This window comes from Flavobacterium sp. NRK F10 (genome assembly GCF_024054235.1).
GTDB classification, from domain to species: Bacteria; Bacteroidota; Bacteroidia; order Flavobacteriales; family Flavobacteriaceae; genus Flavobacterium; species Flavobacterium sediminis.
The window spans coordinates 232,758-254,868 of record NZ_JAMXLC010000001.1 but is presented as its reverse complement, the minus strand read 5'-3'; the positions used below and the strand labels follow the sequence as shown (position 1 = coordinate 254,868).

The 22,111-nt window shown below is 34.0% G+C and carries 15 protein-coding genes and 1 pseudogene; 9 read left to right on the top strand and 7 right to left on the bottom strand.

Features of this window, described 5'->3' with window-relative positions:
• Position 1: 1 nt before the first annotated feature.
• Together NHF50_RS01145 and NHF50_RS01140 are read right to left on the bottom strand one after the other, a co-directional pair.
• Positions 2–1,741: a hypothetical protein gene (locus tag NHF50_RS01145; RefSeq protein ID WP_252774767.1), complete on the bottom strand. Its 1,740-nt coding sequence runs from the start codon at positions 1,739–1,741 to the stop codon at positions 2–4.
• Positions 1,742–1,975: 234 nt separating this feature from the next.
• Positions 1,976–3,022 (bottom strand): MBL fold metallo-hydrolase, encoded by a 1,047-nt coding sequence (locus NHF50_RS01140; RefSeq protein ID WP_252774766.1) that lies wholly within the window; start codon positions 3,020–3,022, stop codon positions 1,976–1,978.
• 105 nt (positions 3,023–3,127) lie between these two features.
• On the opposite strand from NHF50_RS01140, the gene NHF50_RS01135 reads away from it, so the two are divergent.
• The 6 genes from NHF50_RS01135 to NHF50_RS01110 all read left to right on the top strand — a co-directional run bounded on the left by NHF50_RS01135 (position 3,128) and on the right by NHF50_RS01110 (position 11,427).
• On the top strand, positions 3,128–4,945 hold the full coding sequence (locus NHF50_RS01135; protein WP_252774765.1) for a hypothetical protein: 1,818 nt from the start codon (positions 3,128–3,130) through the stop codon (positions 4,943–4,945).
• Positions 4,942–6,006, top strand: coding sequence for a sensor histidine kinase (locus NHF50_RS01130; RefSeq protein ID WP_252774764.1), 1,065 nt, complete (start codon positions 4,942–4,944; stop codon positions 6,004–6,006). Before NHF50_RS01135 ends, NHF50_RS01130 begins: the two co-directional genes overlap by 4 nt.
• 1 nt (position 6,007) lies before the next feature.
• Positions 6,008–6,763, top strand: coding sequence for a LytTR family DNA-binding domain-containing protein (locus NHF50_RS01125; RefSeq protein WP_252774763.1), 756 nt, complete (start codon positions 6,008–6,010; stop codon positions 6,761–6,763).
• Positions 6,764–6,880: 117 nt separating this feature from the next.
• Positions 6,881–9,652, top strand: coding sequence for a T9SS type A sorting domain-containing protein (locus tag NHF50_RS01120; RefSeq protein ID WP_252774762.1), 2,772 nt, complete (start codon positions 6,881–6,883; stop codon positions 9,650–9,652).
• Between the two features lie 17 nt (positions 9,653–9,669).
• Positions 9,670–10,197, top strand: a complete 528-nt coding sequence (locus NHF50_RS01115; RefSeq protein ID WP_252774761.1) for a hypothetical protein — start codon at positions 9,670–9,672, stop codon at positions 10,195–10,197.
• Between the two features lie 15 nt (positions 10,198–10,212).
• A complete protein-coding gene (locus NHF50_RS01110) occupies positions 10,213–11,427 on the top strand; it encodes a hypothetical protein (RefSeq protein ID WP_252774760.1) in 1,215 nt (404 codons plus the stop codon).
• Positions 11,428–11,558: 131 nt separating this feature from the next.
• Here the strand turns inward: NHF50_RS01110 and NHF50_RS01105 are convergent, their stop codons facing one another.
• The 5 genes from NHF50_RS01105 to NHF50_RS01085 all read right to left on the bottom strand — a co-directional run bounded on the left by NHF50_RS01105 (position 11,559) and on the right by NHF50_RS01085 (position 19,055).
• Positions 11,559–12,071, bottom strand: coding sequence for a helix-turn-helix transcriptional regulator (locus tag NHF50_RS01105; protein ID WP_252774759.1), 513 nt, complete (start codon positions 12,069–12,071; stop codon positions 11,559–11,561).
• Between the two features lie 418 nt (positions 12,072–12,489).
• On the bottom strand, positions 12,490–13,629 hold the full coding sequence (locus NHF50_RS01100; protein WP_252774758.1) for a Wadjet anti-phage system protein JetD domain-containing protein: 1,140 nt from the start codon (positions 13,627–13,629) through the stop codon (positions 12,490–12,492).
• On the bottom strand, positions 13,626–16,970 hold the full coding sequence (locus NHF50_RS01095; RefSeq protein ID WP_252774757.1) for an ATP-binding protein: 3,345 nt from the start codon (positions 16,968–16,970) through the stop codon (positions 13,626–13,628). The genes NHF50_RS01100 and NHF50_RS01095 overlap by 4 nt, the downstream gene beginning before the upstream one ends.
• 37 nt (positions 16,971–17,007) lie before the next feature.
• Positions 17,008–17,592: a DUF4194 domain-containing protein gene (locus NHF50_RS01090; RefSeq protein ID WP_252774756.1), complete on the bottom strand. Its 585-nt coding sequence runs from the start codon at positions 17,590–17,592 to the stop codon at positions 17,008–17,010.
• Positions 17,589–19,055 carry a DUF3375 domain-containing protein gene (locus NHF50_RS01085; RefSeq protein ID WP_252774755.1) on the bottom strand — a complete coding sequence of 489 codons (1,467 nt, stop codon included), beginning with the start codon at positions 19,053–19,055 and terminating at the stop codon, positions 17,589–17,591. Before NHF50_RS01085 ends, NHF50_RS01090 begins: the two co-directional genes overlap by 4 nt.
• 452 nt (positions 19,056–19,507) lie before the next feature.
• On the opposite strand from NHF50_RS01085, the gene NHF50_RS01080 reads away from it, so the two are divergent.
• The 3 genes and pseudogenes from NHF50_RS01080 to NHF50_RS01070 all read left to right on the top strand — a co-directional run.
• Complete coding sequence (locus NHF50_RS01080) at positions 19,508–20,827, top strand: hypothetical protein (RefSeq protein ID WP_252774754.1); 1,320 nt, start codon at positions 19,508–19,510, stop codon at positions 20,825–20,827.
• Positions 20,828–21,874 carry a hypothetical protein gene (locus tag NHF50_RS01075; RefSeq protein WP_252774753.1) on the top strand — a complete coding sequence of 349 codons (1,047 nt, stop codon included), beginning with the start codon at positions 20,828–20,830 and terminating at the stop codon, positions 21,872–21,874.
• Positions 21,874–22,111: pseudogene (locus NHF50_RS01070) on the top strand (hypothetical protein); the annotation flags it as partial. The gene NHF50_RS01075 and the pseudogene NHF50_RS01070, both read left to right, overlap by 1 nt.

Sequence of the window (22,111 nt, the reverse complement as noted above, 5' to 3'; positions counted from 1 at the left end):
ATTACAGAATAGCTTTTAAGTGTTCAACTTGCGCTTCTGAAAGAGCCGTAGCATTCTTTTTAGTACTTAGTGTAGGTAAAGTTCCGGCAGGAACCACTTCTAATACTCCGGCAATAGGATATTTCGGATCAGTTGAGGTATTGTACAAAGCCAGTGGTTTTTGTCCGGTTGAAGCAGAACTGTCCACTTCCAGGCTTACAACAAATAACTGCCCGTTGTTTCCCAAATCCTGATACGAATTGATCGTTGTTGTAATACCGGGACCAAAATCAAATTGCGTGTTTTTTGTGGCATTATAAGTAAGAATGGCAATATTATCTGTTGTTTTACCGACTTCTACCTGAGTAATGCAGGAAGTCAGGTTAGAGAGCGAATTGAGCTTATTGTATAAGCTAGCCGATAAAACGTCATAATCTAAAACGTACTGGATATTAGGTAAAAGAACAGGAGCATCGGCTACCGGAGGAAATATTTCCGGTTTCTGGCCACTGCTTGCCGGTATGCCGGTTCCGGCTAATTGTACCTGAAATGTATCTGCAATTTGAGAACCCCATTTCATAGGCACTCCGTTTATTTTAATATCGCTTAGTGTAAAGTTAGCACCTTCCGGTACAAAAAAGCGGGAATGTAAGATCATATTGTTCGGGTAATAAGCCTTACCGGAATTATTTTCTAATCCTCTGACGATCGTATAACAATCTTGAATTGTTTTATTGGCATTGGCAGGCATTTCAAACATACTTAGGTCGGGTTTTTGCCCGTATAAAGCAATAGGGTTAGTAAGCGTGATCAATAGATCATGATCTTGTACCAATAAATTTACCGATTGCCCGATACGTGGATCACTATTGCGGTAAATTTGTCCGTATTGAGAAGCACAGATAAGTTGGTTGGCATCTTTGAGAATGGTTCCGTTCACTTGTCTCAAAATAGTGGCAGCAGCCCCCAGATAAATTTCCGCACCTAAAGAATTCGGCGGACTGGTAAGGTGAATAGCACCACCGCTTAAACCTGTGGTAGCCGAACCGCTGTTCCATTTGTTGATAGGATTATAGGCCGGTTTTCCGGTTTCGCGTACGATCACCGGATTATTGTTGGCATCATACAGGTAAAGATCTTCCAGTTTAATATTTGGTTGGCTTAAGATCTCTTGGTACAGAGACAATACCAGATCGGGAGATACACGCCATAAATGGAACCAATATTCAGGATTTTCATGCGTAAAGTCAACCGCTGTGATGTTGCCGTTCTCATCACGTGTTACCGACCATTCGCAGTATTCGTCCTGCCAGCCTCTCGGTCCTTTGGGACCAAAGGATTTTGTTTGAGTATTGTTCGGATCGCATGGATTAGCGGGAACATCAAGAGTGATATTGTATTTTTGACTAAAAGCATCCGGACCTATATCGGCCAATTCATGAAGTTTATCAGTAGCATCTTCTCCGAAAGTATGACTGAAAAGCCCTTGGAAATAATGATTGATCCGATTCGGAAAGGCAGTCCATTGGATCGGAACGGTATTACTGGAAGCCGGAATAACAGGAGTTACCAGCGGGTCGTAATACCAACTTCTGGGATGGTCGTAAAGGCTGGTCCAGGGATTTCCCATTTGAGAATTAATGGTGCAATAGTTAACATAATTGCTCCAGGAAGCTAAAAATTGTTCTTTTAGTTTATCAGGTTGGTTTTGGAAATCTTTTTCTCCCTGATACGCCGGAGTGTCAAATTTAGTCATTGTCATAATATTGAGTTTTAAGAGTTGTATCTCAGGTAAAGTTTTACATGACGTAAAAGGTTACACAAATCGGTTTAGGTAATAACAGTGACTAAAGTAAGCAGTACGTATCGGTACTAATACTCAATAGTAAAAGTAGAAAATCGCTACAAGATGAGTACAGGCAAAAATACCTGTTTTTATTTTTGAGTAGAATTTATAGGATGTAATTATAGTGTTAAGTCGTTGTTATTTTGTGGATTATAGTAGTTGTTCCCACCATTTTTCCCAAACGGTACTCAATTGATCCAAAATTACCTTTTCGCCTATCTTTGGTGTAATAACCGGATAGTTTTCTTTTTCGGCTAATTCAGTAATCCGTTGCAGCGGTTCGTACCAAGGATGTTGCGCCAACTTGAATTTGGAATGATGAACCGGTAAAATGAACTGAGCTTTTAAGGCTTTGGTTTCCGTTATGATCTCTTCCGGAAGGGAATGAATGTATGGCCATTTTTCGTTATACTGCCTGCATTCGAGAATTGCCAGATCAAAAGGACCGAATTGTGCTCCGATCTCATCAAAATGCGGACCGTAGCCACTGTCGCCACCTAAGAATAGTTTTTGAGAAGGTGTTTCCAATACAAAAGAGGTCCATAAAGAGATATTCCGTGTGAATAACCTCCCTGAAAAATGACGTGCCGGAGTTAAGGTTATGGAAAATCCGTTTTCGAGATTAACGGATTCGTACCAATTTTTTTCATGTATCGTATTACGATCCCAGCCCCAGTATTCAAAATGCTGTTTAACACCCATTCCGCAGATCACAGTGCTTACTTTGGTTTGCAATTTTTGAATCGTATGATAATCCAAATGATCCCAATGATCATGTGAAATAAGTAGAAAATCAATATCCGGCATATCTTCCGCATTGTAATCATCAGCACCTTTAAAAGCTTTTACTGAGCCGGGGATGGGCGAAGCATTACCACTGAAAACCGGATCGACCAAAAAGGTTTTTCCATGTGTCTGAAAGAAATACGAACTGTGACCGAACCACACCAAAACCTCGTCGTTTTTAGAAATTGCTTTCAGATCGGTACGAACGGAAGGGATCGGAAATTTCGGTTCGGTTTCCGGATGTTTTTTAAAGAATTCCCATAATACCTTTAGCATGCTTTCACCTTCCCGGAGTGCCGGAGTTGTTGTGATATTCTGAAACTTTCCGTTGGCATAATTGGAAAAAGTATTGAATTGTTCTTTTTGTTTGGTTTTGGGAGATTCCCCCAGTTGTCTGAACAGATCTTTCATTTCAAATCAGGAATAGAACGGTAAAGTTAATTCATTTAGAAGTTTTTGACTTCATTTCAGAAGTTAAAATCTGCCATTCTTCTATTATTTGTATTTTTACCGAATATGAATGTTTACATCAGAATACTATTTATATTTTTCTGCGTTTATGGTTCGGCTCAAAATCCGGTTGTTTTTGACTTTGGCGATGAGTTAAATAAATATAGTAATGAGTTTTATGACATCATTGAGACTCCGAACGGAACAAAATGGATATCTTCTGAGAATGGTCTTTTAAAATATGATGGCAGAAAGTTTGAAAAAGTAAGAAACGAGGAACAAAAAGGAAATACTGTTTTCAATCTTCAAATCGATAAAAAAGGAAAGTTATGGTTCAACAACCTGTACGGACAGTTTTTTTATGTAAAGAACGATAGTATTCAGTTCTATAAGGATTTCAATTCCGTTCTGAAAGGAGGGTTGAGTCAGTTTATTGTTAAAGGCGAAGATATCGTTTATTTGTTTTCGTCTAAAGGAATTTACAGATCAGATGCAGAGACCATCCGGAAAATAAGTGACACAAAAGTATTAACGTCTTGTTACACGGGAGAAAAAGGATATTTTATTGGCAATGAAAGCCGAATCTTTACAATTGATTTTTCTACGGATAAGATCACACAACTATCGCAATTAGAAATAGAGAACTCCTCTTCAAAACCTGTTTTCTTTGTTTTAGATACAACCTGTTTTTTATTCGCTGAAAACAGATCAAAAGGACAATTCTTTAAGATTACCGATTCCGGTCATTTAAAGATCAATAGTCCCGAAGATATAGCTTTTGAGCGGTTGATCAATGTAAAGGTAGTGGATCATAAGGTTTTTGTATTTACGTACAACGGAACACAGGTATACGAGTATAAAGAAGATTCTTTTGTTTACAGAAATACTTTTTTTAAAGAGAATAAAGTAAGCCATCTTTTTAAAGATTCAGAAGACAACTATTGGTTTGCAACGCTAAAAGACGGAATAAAAGTAGTGCCCAATATCAACCTGCTTTCTAATAATTTTAATTATGAAAGCTATGGATATATTGTTGGCTCTAAAGCTAAAAATGACCGAGAACTTATTTTTTACACGGATTCAGGTTATTTGCTGTTTTTTGATGTAATAAAAGGCATTACCAAAGTTTTAAAAGTACCCACAAAGAATATTCTTTCAGCCATAGAAGTGGATCCGAAGAAAGATATTGTTTACATCGGTGTAAATAATAACGAGAGCTTTATATATGATCTTAAAAAACATACATTTCAAAAAACGTCGCTGTTCAATGTAGCCAAAGATATTCAGGTTGTCGGCGATAAAGTATTGTATTTAACGTATAACAAATCGGTTTTATATACCGAAAAGTACAACCGTATTCAGGAAGATACAGTAGATGATTCCCGGGCGTATACAGCCCATGTCAGTAAAACAACTCAAGACTTTTTTATAGCAACAGCCAGTGGTGTATATAAGTTTAGCAGTGGCAAAAAAAAGCTATTGCAATTTAAGAATGAGATATTTAACGCTACTTCGATCGCAGAAACGGATGACGGTACCATTTGGTTTTCCGGAGTTCAGAACAAGCTATACTACTTAAAAAACAATGAAGTTTTTAATTATCGCTTTAAAGATTTTGAACCCAAAGAAATTAAATTCCTAAAAGCCTATAAGAATGAACTTTGGATAGTTTCTGAAAAAGGGTTGCTAATGATCGATCGGAGTGACAAATTCAAGGAAACCCTTTACAATACACGGAACAGTGGTATCAGCGGTTCTATAGTTTCTCTGGAAGTTTTTAAGGATAAGATCATTTACACCAGTAATAAAGAAATATTTTCTATAAAAAAGGAACTTTTAAGTAAAAAAAAACAAAAATTCCTGATGCATATTTTACAGCAGTGACCGTTTTAGATAAGGAAATTGATATTAGTAAAAAAATTGAATTAACACACGAAAAGAACAATATTAAATTTTCATTTAATACCAATGCTTTTAATAATGCAGAAAATATATCGTACAAATACCGACTGAAAAATTACGACAATACGTGGCGGGAAATTGAAGAGGCAGAGCGCTCCGTAAAATACTTATCCATTCCGCCCGGAAATTATGTCTTTGAAGTTTTTCCATTCTATATTGATGAAGTGGCCCGGACCAATAATAAAATAGTTTCCATTGAAGTAGTTGTCAATGAACCTTTCTGGAAAACCAAAGGTTTTGTTTTTATGATAAGTGTACTGCTGGTCTTAATTTTATATGGGATCGTAACGATTTCCAACAAAATAAAAATCGAAAAAAAGAACCGAGAGATCTCACAATTACTCGTGGATAAAAAGATAACCGCATTGCAATTAGAAAATTTGCGTTCCCAAATGAATCCTCATTTTATCTTTAACGCAATGAATTCTATACAGGATTATATTGTTCACAACGAACGAAAATTAGCCAGTTCCTATCTGGTTAAGTTCTCCCGTTTAATGCGTTTGTATCTGGAACACAGTCAGGTAAGCGAAATCTTTTTAAAAGAAGAAATAGAAACTTTAGAGCTATACTTGTTCCTTGAAAAGATACGATTTGAGACCGATTTTGAATACGAAATACAGTACGATAAAAATTTGTTAGGCTCTGATCTCAAAATACCATCTTTATTGTTACAGCCATTTATAGAGAATGCCATAAAACACGGATTGAGCAATAAAAAAGGGCTAAAAAAGATAAAGGTCAGTTTTCAGGAAAAAGATTCTTTTTTCGAAATCATGATCGATGATAACGGAGTAGGGCGACAGGCTACCCAAAATAAAGAGAACAAATACAAGTCCTTTGCCACCAAAGCCACTGCTAAGCGAGTGGAATTACTGAATAAGAATTACAATAAAAACATTTCGGTTACCATAGTCGATAAACACGATGAATTCAGTCGTCCGACAGGAACAACCGTAATTATACAAATATCCAATTACTAAAATGAATTGCATTATAATAGATGACGAAAAGAGCGCAAGAAGCTTAATAAAAACCTTTTTAAAAGAGAACTTTGCGCAGTTTGATTCTTTTTTTGAAGCGTCCAATTTAGAAGAAGGAGTTGCTCTTTTGAAAAAAGAAAAGATAGATATAGTGTATCTCGATATTCAGATGCCCGGCGAAAGCGGTTTAGAGATCATTAATTATTTTGATACTGAAGCAATGAACTTTAAGATCATCTTTACCACAGCGTATCATCAATATGCAGTTGATGCGTTCAAGCTGAATGCTTTGGATTATTTGTTGAAGCCTATTGATGAGCAGGAGCTTATTAAAGCTACCCAAAAAGCCATTGCCGAAATTGAAAAAAATGAGTTAGGCACGAAGCTTGAAAGTTTAAAAGAAGCTTTAGAACAAATTGCGGTTACTAAAATAGCACTCGATGTACCCAAAGGAATCCTGTTCATGAACTTAGACGATATTGTATATTTTGAAGCAGACGGCATGTATACCAAAGTGCATTTAAAAACCGATGAGACCAAACTGGTCAGCAAACCTTTGAAGTTCTTTAGTGACCAATTAGAGAATAAACCTATCTTTTTTAAATGCCACCGAAGCTTTCTGGTCAACCTGATGTACGTTAAAGAACTTGTTAAGAGCGACGGTGATTACCTGATCCTCGAGAACAAAAAAACAATACCGATCGCTAAATCTAAAAAAGACGAATTTATGGCAGTGATCAAAGATACTTTTTGGTAAAATCCTTTAGCAATAAAACGAGCAGTTTCAGAAGTAAATCAGCAGTCTTTATAAGATAACAAAATACTGACTTTACGTAATGAATTTTCTTTGTTGTTGTAATAAAAAGAAACACAAATGAAGAAAATTTTACTTTTAGCGCTTAGTTTATTCGTTTTTAGTCTAAAGGCGCAAACCGTAGTGTATGTTGATACCGATGCTACCGGAAACAATGACGGAACCAGTTGGGCTAATGCCTACAACTCTTTGCACGATGCGTTAACCAATACAAATATTGCCGGTGCTGAAATTTGGGTAGCCGAAGGAACTTATAAACCAATTAATGCTTCTACACCTTTTTTAAACCAATATGGTGTTAATATTTTCGGTGGTTTTGTGGGAACAGAAAACACAAAAGCTGATCGTAATGTTGACCCATGGTTACATCCGGTGTATTTATCCGGTGATATTAATGGTGATGATTTAAATGAAGTGCCAAGTGCTAGTTCGGCTAATAAAAGTGATAATGCAACACGTATTTTACAAATTGAACCAACAACTCTTGGTGGTGCAACTTTAAATCATGTAAATGAGAGCATTGTTATTGATCGTATCAACTTTGTGAAGGCTTACGGCGGAAGCGCTTTGTACAGTCACCCAAGTTCAGCTAACTATACGCAAAATGAAATAACACTTATAAATTGTCGTTTTTCTAGAAATTATGCGTCTACAAGACCAGCTTTTGATATTTGGGCTAATATATTTGGAGGAAGTAGTTCAAGTCCAATTAAAACTTTTTCTTTGCTCAATAGTATTGTAGATGAAAATGTGTCGCAAGTTGGGTATGCTTTTGAATATAGAACGCTTCAAGATGACGATGAAATTTTCATTGCTAATAACTTGTTTATTGCTAATAAAGTAGAAAATGCAGGTTATTCAGGTAGTGTGGCGCGTTTAATTTCTGTTAATTATCATACTTTAAAAGTTAGATTTTCTAATAATACATTGGCGTTAAATCAAGAAGGCAATGGCGTAACAGGCGGCTCTGTTGCAAGTTGTATTCGCTTAGAGCGAGTAAACGGGAATGTTCAAGGTTTTTGGTATAATAACATGTATTACAATAACATCGGAACAAATGAGTATGTGGGTAGTACATCTTATTCAACTGCTGGGATTGTTGCAGGTAATACAAATGCCAGAGATTTTTCATTACCCGTTTATGATGTGCCAAACTCTGTTTATTTATCTACAAGTCCTTTTGTAGATATTACTGCAGGAAATTTTGAACCCTTAGCAGCCTATCGTCAAAACGGAACTATGGGAGCTGGTTATGATTTAACTAATTATCCGGCGACTGATTGTTTTCAAAACGGAAGAACGTATTCTAGCGGAACGATCATTGGTTTAGGAGCTATACAGCATGCAAATACAGCAATGTTTCACGGACCCGGAGATATTGCAAATTCATCAACACCAGCCCCGGCAGGAGATATTTTTGTAGATGCGAGTGCAACAGGTAATAATGATGGAACAAGCTGGGCAGATGCTTATAACTCTTTATATGATGCTTTAAACTCTATGAGTCTAACACCTGGAGGAAAAGTATTTGTAAAAGCAGGAACGTATTACCCAACAGCCGGAGGGTTCACGGTAACTGATGATTCTGTTCAAATTTTCGGAGGTTTTGACGGTACGGAGACTGATGAAAATGACAGAGATATGTCGTTGATTTACACAACAAATGCTACCATTATTTCAGGGGATGTTAATGGCGATGATATTGTAGGAGATTTTTCATCAAACAAAGCTGATAATTTAGCACAATTAATGATGGTTAATACAAATTCAGTAACCATTGATGGTTTTATTTTTGAAAACGCTCATAAACCTAGTGGTAGTAATCCTATTATTTATTTTTCAGTAACAGGCAACACATCATATTTTACGCTAAAAAACAGTATCATTAGAAACAATTATGCTGCAAGTGGTTTATTAATGGATTACAGATATTTTACGGATACTATTGAGTTTATTAATGTTGCCATCAAAGGCAATTTAGTTAATAACGGAATTTGTTTGTTCCAAAGTTCAAGTAGTAATACGCCTATCGATTTTAATTTTGTGAATTTTGAGTTTAGTGATAATCAGTTTAATTCTGACTTTGGAGCTATTTGGTTCAGAGAAACAGGAACTTCAAATATGAACACAACAATTGTAAATTCAACATTTGTAAACAATACAAATGACTATTCAACATCAACAATTAAACATTTAGTTAATATAAGCTCTTTAGGTTCGTTAGAGAATAATGTAGATGTTTATAACTCTATTTTTTATAATAATTACTACAATTCATCTATAGTTAGTGATAATGTTTTTGATAATTCTAAAATTTCAGAAGGTATTTACGGAGATTTAGATATTGATAATTGTATTGCACCTACAATTTATCCTTATACATCTAATATTGATGCAGATGCTTTTAATATCAGTACAGCAAATCCTAATTTAGATGCTGAATATAAACCTACGTCAACTTCTACAGCAGTTATAGATCAAGGAACTAATTCATTTTATAACTCAGGTTTATTCGGAACGTTAGATGCTTCAGGTAACCCAAGATTTGTCAATACCACAATTGATTTAGGTGCTTATGAATACAATGCAACATTAAGTAGTTCAAGTTTTTCTACAAACGATTTCAAACTGTATCCTAATCCGGTAACAGATTTCTTTACAATAGATGCTAATGAGGCAATCGAAAAAGTTGAGGTTTATAACTTAACAGGAGCAAAAGTTATGGAAACGAATCAAACTCAAGTAAATATATCTTCTTTAAGTGCAGGGCTTTATTTGGTTAAAATTTACTCAGAAAACGGGGTAGGTGTTCAAAAAATCATTAAAAAATAAATTTTAAATATCATAACATGAAAAAAGTAATTCTATTCGCATTCTTAATTTTATCAAGTCTATCGTTTACTTCTTGTAATAAGGATGATGATAACACTAAAGAAAACTACGCTAAGCTTGACGATGAAAGCTATAGTTTAAAAACTAGTCTATACTATACTGACACAAATAATGATGGTACTTATGAATCTATACTATTTATTTATTCGGAAGGAATTACTTATGATGAGGTAAATGACGAGTTTACAGGTCAAGGTAGTTTAGCTGTAATAGAAATGGATAGTCATCCGACGCAAGATTTTTCCGGAAATTACACACAAACAGATGATGTAGATATTATTTTTTTTCCATTATATGATTTTGACAATTTAGGTAATGGTAGAGCTCCGGCTCCGGAAAACTATGTGTTAGATACATTTAGTCTATCTATTGCTAAAAACGGTAATACTGCTACAATTAACGTTTCAGGAGAATCAACAGATACTCCGGCGCTTCCTTTTGAAATGTATTACAGCGGAAATCTTACATTTAGTCCGATAGACTAATTTAAAACCTTAAAAATGAAAGTTTTTTATAGCATTTTATTTTTTTCTCTTGCTTCATTGACCGGTCAGGCACAATTTGGAAAGATGTTAAAAGACAAGGCAAAAAAAGCCGTTGAGAAAAAAATAAATTCAGCAGATACTACAACATCTTCGTCCGGTTCTGATTCGTCTACAAATGCAGGAATGGCAGAGCGTTCTACTGCAGAATATTCAGATGAAGAATTTAAAAAAGAATTAGAGAAAAAGTATCCGAATGATCAAGCAAAGCAAGATTTGTACTATCAGAAATACCTGGAGAAAAAAGCAAAAGAATCTAAGTCAAACGCTATCGTTAATACTGCTGATTCTGATGAAGGCTTCTTGTATCTTTCCTATACATTCGGGATGTCTTCAGGAGTTAACAGCTATGCGGTAGACCAGGTTAAATTACGACGACAAATGACCGATAGGGGAGATAATGTCGATATTTTGCCTAAGCAAGATACAGAGTATGCCTGGCTGCGATTTTTAACCACTCCCGAATTAGAAATGATGTCGCCGGATGGTTATATCGGGTACGAATTGGTTTCAGGTTCTTATGTTACTAAAATAGGAGCTGACAGATCTCAAACTATGGAATTAGGAACCGGAATGCCGGTTTTGACCAGAGGAATGCTGATAGCAGAAGATGTATTTGTCATCTATGCAGGTTCGCATCAAGGAGGACATGCTTTTAATGTTCCTTCGTATATGGATCAAGATGACATTACCATTATGAATATCGTGGGAAAAGGTGACCAACAATTTCATTTGGAATGGTTAGAAAAAGCCAAACCGATTGTAAAAGAGTTTGAAGCTACTTTAAAAGCCAATTACGACAAAGCCGCAAAAGCAAGTATGGCGAGTATAAAAATGCCTAAAGCCGGAACCATGAATGGAAATAGCGAGTTGAAAAACTTTGCCATAGCCAAAGTAAAAGAAACAATAGCTAGAGACGGTGCTCAATTGTTAAAACTGAACATAGAATCTAGCGACTGGTCTATTGTTAAGAATAAATATACAGGGCATATTTTATACCGTTGGATAAAAGGATCCTTTACCGAAAAGAACAAAAACAAAGATTGTATGTTACAAGGATTTTTGATCAAACAGGAATACAACGGAAGCGGTTACGGAAGTTCTCAATTTGGCGGAATCATACACGGACAAATGCCTTACGGACAATTGATGGATTGCGCTAATGCAATGTAACGAACTGTATATAGTATAAAACGATCAGATTTTTTTATTGAAAAGTCATGTATTTGGTTAAGTTAAAAAAGTCCCGGAAACTTCCGGGACTTTTTGATATAGTATACTCTTTAATTCAGCAAACGGTTTTATTACATCTTCTCCTGAATAATATTCTGTAACGTTATCACTGCTTCCAATCTAAGCCGCAAGCGATCAAGTCGTCGGATATTTTCTGTTGCCAGATTGCGTTCCACTTTGTCCCGAATATTCTTTAATAAAGAGGCAGGATCCTTTTTCTGCATTTCTAAAAATCGGATAACGTGCAAAGCAGCCAGATTTTTAGCCCGTTTTTGTTCCGATACCGCTATTTTCTTTTCCAGAAGCAGTTGTTCGTATCTCAGATCTTTCAACTTCCGTTGTAATACTAATTTTCCATTCTTCCTTTGATCTGTCTGCAATAATTTTTTGGTATTGAAGATATCCTTCTCTTTTAGCTGTTGCAGATAAATAAGAATAGCCATAAGCTTTTTTTTAGCAGTTAAAGGTAAATTGCGTTTTCCGCTCACAAACATTGACCACTGGCTTCTGCTGATCCCTAAAAGCAAAGCTATCTCATGTTGGGATAACCCTAATGTTACGCTTAAGCTTGATCTATCTTTCATAATTTGACAAATTTTTTGAACGAAATATTCTCACATTTTTTCCAAACAAAAATTTTGCCACAAAAGTTATAGCAAAAATGGAGAATGTATTTTTTCCGGACTTTTCAAGTTACAATTAACTAAGTACCCTATGTAAATATCTGTTTGATCTCAATATATTGAACAAATGCCTATGAACAATTAATAATGATTGTGCTAATGCGAGGTAGATCTATAGGAAACTTTTTATCTAATTATTAACCCAAGATTGAATTAAAAAGAGGCTATCTCAAAAGTAAAATAGTTATTATTTTTAATCTATTTCAAAATATAGAAGTAATACTATTTAATTTGTTATAGAATCTGAAACTAATTTAAGGATATCAATAAACAAGTATTTTGAGATTGTTACATTCGTTTAGTGAGGTAGTAGTTAATTTTAGATATTTTCTTTAATCCAATATAATGGGATTTTTTCTTGCTCAAGTCTCCAGTTATTTGTTTTTAAAATATCATAAAGTTTTTGCTCTTTATCCGTCAAATTAAGCTTCGTTGAAACTTTTGTAGGCGTACCATTATCATTCTCAAAAAACTTTTGAAATGTAAAGGAGTCCATAAAAATGCTTTGTGTTTGGGGAAAGTAACTTCTAAATTGAGATAAAATTTCAAAGCCTTGGACATCAATATCACCCCAATAAAGCAATTCAAGGTTAGTAAACCAATATATTTTTTTTAGATTATAAACACTAAAACCGCTTCCAAATACCGCAATAGCACCACTCATTTTTGGAAGTGTTAGCGCTGTGTAAAGTGTTGTCTTGTTTTCTACGATCAATACTTTCTGAATAGGCAAGTTCAATGATTCAAACTGGCTAACAGGAATTGCAATATCATCAAGACCTGAAAAAAAATTTTGGCTTAACTCTTTGTCAAGAATTTTAAAGCGAATTTGGGGTTCGCTGTATTTTAGATTAAATCTTTTTTCAAACTGTTTTTCTTCCGAGTTGATATGATCTGAAATAAGAACATCAAGTAGTTCTTTTATTACGCTTTGATTTCTCTCGATAAACTTAGTGTGAACATTTACAGGTAATTCTCTTATATATAAATTAGGTTTCGGATTTTGTTTGAAATATGCACACACTTTTAAAATGCTGTACCATTCCATATGATTATAAATAACTTTTGTCGGGTTATTGAATATCCATTCTTCAAACTCAGGAAAAGTTTCAATTATCCTAGCAAAGTCTATTTTAAACAATTCAACTTCTCTTTCTTTTCCCAAGAACTTTAAAAAATCTTTTTCACAATCAAAGTAGATAGAGGTAGGTAAGTCTTGTGTTCCTAAATGCTTTGTTCTTACTTGTTGAAATTCTAAGGTGTACCCAAATCCCTTTTTCTCTTTGGATTGGCTAATAATTAGCTGTATTTCTTTTCCAAATTCAGGTAATGATGATTTTGTATATGTTTTATCACCACGGATTACAAGTTTCTCAAAAGGCTTGTTCTCAACCAACGATTGAAGAAAGGAGACATATTTTCTTTCGGCTTTTTTCTTTATTTCTTGTGGTGTAATCATTGATAAATGTAATTTGCTTTTTCTTCATTGAATTGTTCAATTGGCATATCATATAACCAGGAATGTCTTTCTTCTTTACGCTCTACATAATGTACAAATGAAATATCATTTTCTACAATGTGAATATTGTCACTTGGCGTAACAACTAACAACTGTAAATGAAGCTGTTTGCATAGTGTAATAAGATATCTAGCTTTATCTTCGTCTTGCGCTTTAAAGGCTTCGTCAATGGCGATAAACCTGAAAGAGTTACTTTGTAACCCTTCTTTTGTTAAACCAAATTGATAAGCAATGGCAGAACCTAAAATCGTATAAGTAAGTTGTGCTTTTTCACCACCGGAAAGCTGCCCCATATTTTCGTAGGTCTTGAATTTAGCATTGGTTTCTTTGTAAAATTCTTCGGCTTTGTAGTTGAACCATGAACGAACATCCATAACTTTTTTACGCCATTCTTCTTTTCCCAATTTTGAAATCAATGGTTCAATATGATTGTAAAAATGGTTTTTTCGCCCATCAATAGAGGCATCAATTTCTCTAATGTTAGGAATGGCGGCATTCAGGAGATTCCTAAATTCTTTTACTTCATCATTGAGTCTATTCGGAGCAACCAGCTGAATATAGGTTTTAGGGCTACTTTTAAAATCAATTTTTTCCAATGAGTCGTTTAAATGCTTGATGTTTTCTTTGATGGAATCTGACCAGTTTTCGAAAAACATTCTAAAATCACCCACTTTGTTGGTAATGGTTTCTTGTAGATAATCGTTGAATTTTTTTTCAAATTTCGGAAGATTATCTTTTTCCAACCTCTCCAAAAACTTTTGATATTCATTAATGAATTCTAGATTTGTTGAATCAGGTAATGAACTGACATCAGAACGCCAATCTATGAATTTAGAGGTGATTTCTTCAGCAGGACGTTTAAAAGCATTGATTTTAATTTTTACTTCGTCTTCGTTCTTCTGTTTTTGTCTTTCAAGTTCTTTTGTTTCTTTTGAATTTTCATCTTGAAAATTTTTACGAGTTGTTTCAAAGTTGTTGTAATCAATACCTAATAGGTCTGAATATTGTGTTTCAAAATCAGAAACTTCAATATTCCCTAAAGGTTCAAAAATGGCTTTGCTACTAGTTATAGTATTATCAACTTTTTCTTTTTTCGCTTCTGCTTGGAAAATCAACCTGTCTTTGTTTTTAATCTCAACCTCTGAAAGTTGTTTTAAATCTGTCTGAACTTTTTCTAATTGCTCCTGCAACTTCTTTACTCGGTCGTTGGTTTTTTCTAAATCAGATTTCTGTTTTTCTTTTTCAAGAATTTCTTGGGCATAAGTCTGCCAATTTATATCATCATATTTATCAAATTTTGAAAAAAGATTATGGCAATCATCTCTGAAACTACCTAAATTTTTTATCTCGGTATTTTTGTGTGTAATCGCTTTTTTGTTCTCGGTTTGCTGACTTTGTAAACTGATTAGTTCTTTCTTTAAAACAGCAATTTTCTCTTTATTATCCCAACCTAAAACATAGTTTTCTTTTCTTAAAACGTGCGGACGGTCATCTTTTTCGTGCTTCCCTCTTTTGGATCTTATCAAACCATTTTGCGTAATTGTCATTTCAGAATGACGCTCAAATTCAGAAAGATTATCTACGCAAGTAAAATTGAATTGAGCTTCCAAATAATTCTCAATCCAATCGGCATAAATTGTTTTCGGTTTTATATCAATCTTATGAACTAAGGATTTTTCTTTTACGTTTTTACGTTGAAAATTTTTGAGATAATCCTGCTCTTCATATTTATCATAACGAATTATTCCCCTTAGATTATTACTGTTTACATATTGGTTTACCTGTAAATAATATTTTGGTGGAACTATCAATCGCAACGCAAAACTGTGCAATACTTTTTCAATAGAAGATTCCCAATTTTGTTCATCGTCTTTTACCTTAATCAATTCACCAATGAATGGGATTTCCTCTTTGGTCGTTCCAATGTATTCAATAAGTTCTTCCCGTATTTCAGCTACACGACCTGCAATATTGTTTTTATTCTTTTGAAGCGTTTGAATGGTTTTTACCAACTCGTTAGTTGATTTTTCTAATTCATCTCCATTGTTTTCCAAGCCACGAAGATTTTTATTTTCTTCTTCAATTTTTTGTTGGGTGGTTTGTTTTAATTGTTTTGCATTCTCTCTGTTCGTATTAAAGGTTTCTTCGCTTGGATCGGTGTTCAATTCAATGTTTTGAGCGATTTTGTTGTAATCATCAAGTTTCTTAATTCTATTCTCTTTTAATGTTGTAAGGCTTCTAATTTCCTTTTCTAAATCCTTGATTTTGCTCCCGACTTCATCTTTTTCGATGGCTATTGAAATCGCTCTTTCGTCTTGTTTCAGTCTATCTTCTTTATCTTTTAGCTTCGTTAATTCCTCATTTAGTTGTTCCAATTCCGCTTTGCATTTTTCAAGTTCCTTTTCTCCCAATTCAACACCTCTTTTTGCAAACCAATAGACAGCTGTTTCTTTTGATTGCTCTAATTGTATCAAATTCTCTTTAATTTTATTCAGTTGGTTTACAATTTCATTAATAGGAGTGAGTTGTGCGATTTGCTCTTTGGCTTTTTCAATATTGGTTTTTGCATCCATTAAAGTCAAAAAACTTTCTTTGAGTTGGATGAATTCTGTTTCAGCATCTTGTTCCTCTAACATATTTGTTCTGATAAACTCGTCTAAGTCTTCCAAAACTTTTACACCCACTACCTGATTGAATAAACTCAGAGCTTTCACGGTGCGCATCCCGAATAGTTTTGACATTCTTTCGGCATAAGCCGTTGGACCTTCTATAAATTCAATTCTCTTTTTTGCACTGTTTGCATTGTAGGTTTTATCTAATCGTCTTTTCCACAGTCCTTTTGCATCAAACTGACTGAAATCTTTTTCAATTTCAAGTGGAATGTGGGCAATCCCAAATTGTCTTCTCAACTCGTTATTCGAAAACCATCGAGCCTGAAATATTGTAATTTGTTTTTGGTCTGTGTTTTTGAAATGAGCAAGAATTACGGAGTAGGTATTCGTATCACGCAGTTTTTGTGTAGAAGTAGAGCTTTTCCCTTCTTCTTGAATATTTCCGTAATGTCCCAGCACATATGTTTCTTCTGTTCGGTCACCTTTTTTCTCAACACCTGATGATTGATTATAGAAACGGTCCCTTTTTGCAGGAACTATCAACGTAAGCAAAGCATCTATATATGTACTTTTCCCTGATGCGTTGGCACCGGTTAATAATGAATTATTCCCTTGTGGGTTTATCCTGAAAACTTTCTTGTCAAATGTTCCCCAGTTAAACACTTCCATATATTGAAGTCTGAAACCCGCTGTGTCAGAACTTGTGCTAAACAGACTCAACATATTCCTGTAGTTTTATTTTAAAATCCTGTAATATATCCAGTGTTATCTTTTCTTTGATAATTCGATGAATTTGGTATTTCGTTTCGTTGTCTTTCTTGCTTATTTCCTTCAAATAGCCTAATTCTACAGCCTTTTTAATGTAACTTTCCAAATCTTTCTGAAATTTCAACTTATTATAGCCTTCCTGTAGAAACAGTTCCAATTCATCCTTGATTTCTGTATCTGTTATGAATTTTTCCGTTGCCAATTGTGTTGGATTACTATCAAATTCCTCTAAACTTTGTCGTAAAACCACAAGTACGATTGAGGTTTCAAATCCGATTTGTCGTCGTGTTACCAAACCGAGAGTTTTACCTTCGTTGTCTTCAAGTTGTTTTACAAAAGCAAAACCATCATCTTTCTTTACGATGAGTTCCAGACCAATCTGTGCAATGTATTCCTTAATCTCTCCCTGATATTTATTTGAAATGTCTTCCCATTCATTTGAATTGCGTTCGACAACACCTCCTTTGAGCAATTTTACTATTGCTTTGCTGTATGGTTTTCTATTTTGTTCTAAACTATTCATTTGGTCAATATAATTTCTGGAATTTTAATCTGTTTTTTGTTTTCAACATCAAATACTACATTCTGGGTTTTTTCTAGATTGATTGAATGTTTAAATTCTTTTACAATGCCAATGTATCCAAACAGTTCAGGCAAACCTTTTTCAAGTCCACCATAAATCTCAACCACATCTAAAAGTGTTGTTTGAGATTTTTCTTTAAGTATGTTTTTTACCCTTTTTCTCAGCAATTCTTTGTCAATATTTGATTGAGAAAATAATTTGTTTAAATTATTGGAAGAAGTGATGTCTTCGTTTGCAACTTGTGGTTTGTCTGTATAGCTCATTTCTTCTTTTTGTTCTAAAGTTAGTTTTCTCTCGAATAGAATATTAATTTCAATGTCAGTTTCTAACTCAAATGAGATATCTGGCTTTTTCTTTGTTTTTGTCTTACTGATTTCTACAAGTTGTTTTTTAATTTCTTGAATAATGTTTTTAGTTGCTTCTGATTTTGAACTCTCGCTTTCACGAATAATACGGCTCAACTTTTCTGCCATTTTATCGTTAGCTTTATATACTTTTTGCCCTGAACTATGAAGATGTTTTTTCATACCTTTAAGGAATGAGTCATTAACAGGAATTGATTTTTCCTCCAATGTTTTGTATAATTCTCTAGTCAGAGTTTCCCATCTGTTTTGCAATTCAGGATTTAAAATGAACGACCAAAAAGCATAAAAACTTTTTCCTTGTTGACTTTCTTTTATAGCTTCAAGTGCATCGAAAGTAAATTCCAATATGTCGCTTTTTGTTAAACTCCCGTCTGCGTGTTTTTGATAAATACCTTTGGTTATTTCTTTGAAATTATCTTCGACTTCCTTAAAGTCTGACAACAATTCTTTGGCCGATTGATTAAGTTGGTTAAATCGCGGAACAATTTCAAATTCTTCAAATACTTTTACATCTTCTCCAATTTTTATTCGTTGAATTTGTTGTTCAATCTCCAATTTCTTTTCTTCTAATAACTCAATTCGTTTTTCAGCATCTTCATTGGTAAATTCAACCAATTCTTTCAGTTGATTAAAAATATTGTTAAACTTGGATTCAGTACCAATAAACTCATCTTTTTTCAAACTTGTCAACCAATCTATGGTTTTACTTGAATTAGCAGATAATTCATAGAAAACTTCGCCTTGCTCATCAGGATAATTGGCCAGGAAGCCTTTGTTTGTCCAATTTAGAATGTATTTTTTTGCTTTTTCTTCGTAGGTATCAAAAGCATTGATTTCGCTTTCTTCATCATTTTCAACCTGCTTGTATTCCAAGAAATCAGCTAATTGATTGTGAATATTCTCAGTAGAAATTGAACCTTGTTCGCTTGAAAATGTATTCATCAAAAATTCAATAATTATTTCCCTGCTTCTTAGATGTAGCAATTCAACACTTGGAGAAGTGTTCAGTATGTTTAATATTTGAGATAGATCAGTCATTAAAATTACTTTTTAATCACTTTGGCAGAAATTATGGATATTAAGGAGGAAACTAAAGTGATGAACAATTTAGTTTTTTGGTAGGGTAAATCAAACATACGTAATTTTTTATTTTTTTTAAAATATTATTTTTGAAATAATAGTAATTTTTTTACGTGTTATTTTAATAGAGTCTGACGAAAAACGTTGGCTATTATTTTATTTTAAAAGATTTTTTCTGTTTTTTAAATGGATAAAATATAAAATTTAACAAAATATACATTTTTTCTGTAATTAAGATCCGAACTAAAGTACTATGTTTGTCAGGGTTTTTATAACTATGATCTCCTATTGTCAGGATAAACCCAAACACATATAAGATCATCCGATATTTTTTTGATAAGGAAGAAGCTGATCGAGAACAAAGTAATAGTAAGAGTTTGAACAAAATGGTCTTTTTTAAATACAGCATTTTGATATTTTTAGCAGGAGGAAGCTATTTGATGCCGGCTTTTGCTCAAAATTTCCCAAGTCCTCAGACTCCCCAACCTTCCCAATTTCAAAATTACGGGAGTCAAAATTTTAATCCATCGAGCAATTATAATCCTTCAACGACCGGCTCTTTATATTCAGGAACGAATGAACAAAATAGAGTCCACAGACAAAACCAACAGATCATTAACGAAGTAGCAGTTCACCAAAAGCAGCAAAAGGAGCTCTCAGATCCGAGTTTATATATAAAATACGAGCTGCCAAGCTATGAGATATTAGATGATGCCAAACTTTACAGAGACACTTACATCAAGATGCTTGATTTGAATGTAGAGAATTATTCGGTCAAAGATGTCAATTTTGATATTGAGAACGCTTACTTTCAAAATCAACAGGATAAAGCAGAGTTTGATAAAATCATAAAAGAAGGCGGAGACTTTCTACTGGCAAAAATGAAAGAGCTTGGTTATGATACTAACAATAATGTAGCCAAAAACTATATGCTCTTCCGATTCTTTTCAGAGTCTTTACAGTTGACTGATGGTAAAAAACATTTACCTTTCAAATATGACTTTGAAGACTACATGGGAACAAATGATTTTTCAAAAATGTTTGTTTCAAAATTGATAAGCACAAATACAGGTCAATGCCATTCTTTACCACTATTGTATTTGATTTTAGCAGAGCAAATAGATGCAGAAGCTTTTTTGTCAATGTCTCCTAATCACTCCTTTATCAAATTTAGAGATGAGAACAATAAATGGTATACTATCGAGCTAACGAACGGAATGTTTACAGCTCCATCTTTTATTCTAAATTCAGGGTATATAAAAGCCGAGGCACTTCAAAATAAAATTTACTTACAAAACCTGACCAAAAAGGAATTATTATCTAACTTTTATGTTGACTTGGCAAATGGTTATATTCATAAATTCGGATACGATGAATTTGTAGGAGAGGTTATTGAAAAAGCCTTACAACTATATCCAAATAACATAAATGCTCACATGATCAAGGCTAATTATTTAGCCACTCGATTTGAATATGTTTGCTTTCAGCTAAGAATTAATCCAAGAGATCATAAACAACTTCAAAACATTCGGTATTATCCGATAGCAATAGAAATGCTAAAAGCAGTTAAAGATTACAATAGGTTAATTGACGATCTGGGTTATGCAGAAATGCCGGCAGCAGCTTACGAAGCTTGGCTGTCTTCATTAAATGAATCGAAGAACAAGCAACAAAGCGAACAATTAAAAAAGCAATTTAAAGGTAAAACCGTTCAAAAACTAAAAAACTAAATGAAACACTATATTCTTTCTATAACCCTATTTTTAGCATTGATAGGTAAAAGTATGGCTCAAGAGCAAAAAAACTTGTTTGAGGACAGTTATTCGCTTTTAAATGAAATGTTGCAGGATGAAAGTAAGTACACTTTCAAAAAAGCGGTCTTTTCAGTTGAAAATGCTTATTTCGATGGACGACTAGATACTGTTTTTATCAATGATGAAATTGACCTGCTAACAAGATTGAGCAGATCATTGATCCAAGATAGATTTTTAGCCTATTTAGAAAAAGATAAACCGACAGTCAATAAATGGGCTTCGGTGTATCAGGTGATGAACGATACGATCCCTATTTACATTAATGACAAACTGTACCGGTATCAACCTTTTGGCTATGACTTTAACGATGTGTTCGGACATCAGAATAGAGAAAACTTATTTGTATCAAAGTTATTAGTCACTCGAAAAGGAAATTGTCGTTCACTTCCATACTTGTACAAAATACTTTGTGAAGAACTAGGAACTGATGCCCATTTGGCTTTAGCTCCCAATCATGTGTATATCAAACACAGAAGCATTAAAGATGGTTGGTACAACACAGAGCTTACAAGTGGCATATTCCCCATTGATGCTTGGATCATGGCTTCGGGCTATATTCACTTAGATGCTATTACAAACGGAGTGTACATGAAAGCACTTAACAACAAAGAAAGTATTGCTCTGCTGTTAATTGACTTAGCTGAAAACTACAATACAAAATACCCAAATAATGACGGACAATTTGTATTAAAATGTTGTACATTAGCTATTAAATGTTATTCTAATTTTGCCAATGCTTTACTATTAAAAGCGGAGACAGATAAAAGACTTTTAGCGTTTGTAGCGGACGAAGCAACATTTAATACGAAACTAAAACAATTAGAGCAACAATACGCCCACATTCACGAAATAGGCTATAGAAATATGCCCGAAAGCATGTATTTGAATTGGTTGGTTTCATTAAAAACAGAACGAGACGCATACGAAAATAAAAAACTAAACACTATAAGTAAACAAGAATAATGAAAAAGGTTTATTTACTATTTGCTTTTCTCTTAGTTTGTGGAACAGGGTTTTCACAAGACGAACTCTCGAAAGAAGAACAAGAAAGAAGAGAAAAAAATATTGAAGCAGGCAATCCGTTTGCCCGATTTGGGTACAAAGCCAAAGTAGCTACATTGAGTAAAGGAAAATATTTAGAGTTTCACGACTTAGACAGCATTGTAACCATTGGTTCCGTACGATTTAATGTGTACAAGA